Here is a 1,444-nt window from a genome sequence, read left to right on the forward strand (position 1 = left end):
GGTCAAGCCCCTAGAAGTGGTGTAACTGGTTTGTGATCCTTCGTTGGTGATCAGGCGGGTAGTTGCATCAGTGCATCAGTGGTCACCTCCGTCGTCGAGCTGGTGTCGGTGTCGGTGGTCAGGGTGAGTCGGCAGCGGCCCAGGACTTCGAGTCCGAGGTATCGGCGTCCTTCGGCCCATTCGTCGGTCTGCTCGGCCAGGACGGCGCCGATGAGGCGGACGATGGCCTCTCGGTTGGGGAAGATGCCCACGACGTCGGTGCGGCGGCGGATCTCTCGGTTGAGCCGCTCGGTGGGGTTGTTGGACCAGATCTGGCGCCACACGTCGTCGGGGAACGTGGTGAAGGCGAGCAGGTCCTCGCGGGCGTCGCCGAGGTGGTCGGCCACGTCGGGCAGTCTGCCTTCGGTGTACTCGAGGAGCCGGTCGAACTGGGCATTGACAGCCTCAGCGGTGGGCTGGTCGTAGACGCTGTGCAGCATCGCCTTCACGGCCGGCCACATGGACTTGGGGCACACGGCCATGAGGTTCGCCGAGTAGTGGGTGCGGCAGCGTTGCCACGCGGCTCCCGGCAGGTTCGCCGCGATCGCCCCGACCAGCCCGGCGTGGGCATCGGAGGTCACCAGCCGCACCCCGCCCAGGCCGCGGGCAACCAGGTCGGCGAAGAAGGTGTTCCACGAGGCCGTGGTCTCACTGGTGGCGACCTGTATGCCCAGCACCTCGCGGTGGCCGTCGCCGTTGACGCCGGTGGCCAGCAGCACGGAAGCCTTGACGACCTGCTTGTTCTCGCGGACCTTGATCGTCAACGCATCAGCGGTGACGAAGGTGAACGGCCCGGCCTCGTCCAGGCGGCGGTGCCGGAACGCGGCGACCTGCTCGTCCAGGTCCTGGGCCATGCGTGAGACCTGCGACTTGGACAGCGAGTCGATACCCAGGGTCTTGACCAGCTTGTCCATCCGGCGGGTAGACACCCCGGCCAGATAGCAGTCGGCTACGACGGTGATCAGCGCGGACTCGGCTCGCTTGCGGCGCTCGAGCAGCCACTCGGGGAAGTAGCTGCCCGAGCGCAGCTTCGGGACGGCGACGTCGACGGTGCCGACCCGGGTATCCAGGGGCCGGTGGCGGTAGCCGTTGCGGTGGTTGGTGCGCTCAGCCGAGCGGGCGTTCCACTCGGCGCCGCACACAGCGTCGGCATCGGCGGAGAGCAGTGCGTTGATCATGGTCTGCAGCAGCTCGCGCATCAGATCCGGCGACGCGTCAGATAGGGCTTGGCCAAGCAGGCCTGCAGGGTCGACAATATGAGGTGCGGTCATCGTGATGACTCCGTTCGAGGATTCGGTAGAAGGTTGACTCGAAGGATCACACGGTGGCCGCTCTACACCCGTGCACAACACGGAATCGCAGACGATCTCGGCCACCGAGTTACACCACTCTATGGGGCACTACT

1 protein-coding gene is annotated in these 1,444 nt (G+C 66.3%); it reads right to left on the reverse strand.

Annotated features, from left to right (window positions below; all coding sequences use genetic code 11):
• Positions 1-50: 50 nt before the first annotated feature.
• Positions 51-1,310: an IS256 family transposase gene (locus ABZ677_RS27805; RefSeq protein WP_259848182.1), complete on the reverse strand. Its 1,260-nt coding sequence runs from the start codon at positions 1,308-1,310 to the stop codon at positions 51-53.
• Between the last annotated feature and the right edge of the window lie 134 nt (positions 1,311-1,444).

Origin of the sequence: Rhodococcus sp. NPDC006774 (genome assembly GCF_040636045.1) — a bacterium.
Classification (GTDB): Bacteria; Actinomycetota; Actinomycetes; order Mycobacteriales; family Mycobacteriaceae; genus Rhodococcoides.

Bases quoted from the DNA above. Each gene is read 5' to 3' on its own strand.
- ABZ677_RS27805 (WP_259848182.1), bottom strand. From the start codon at position 1,310: ATGACCGCACCTCATATTGTCGACCCTGCAGGCCTGCTTGGCCAAGCC.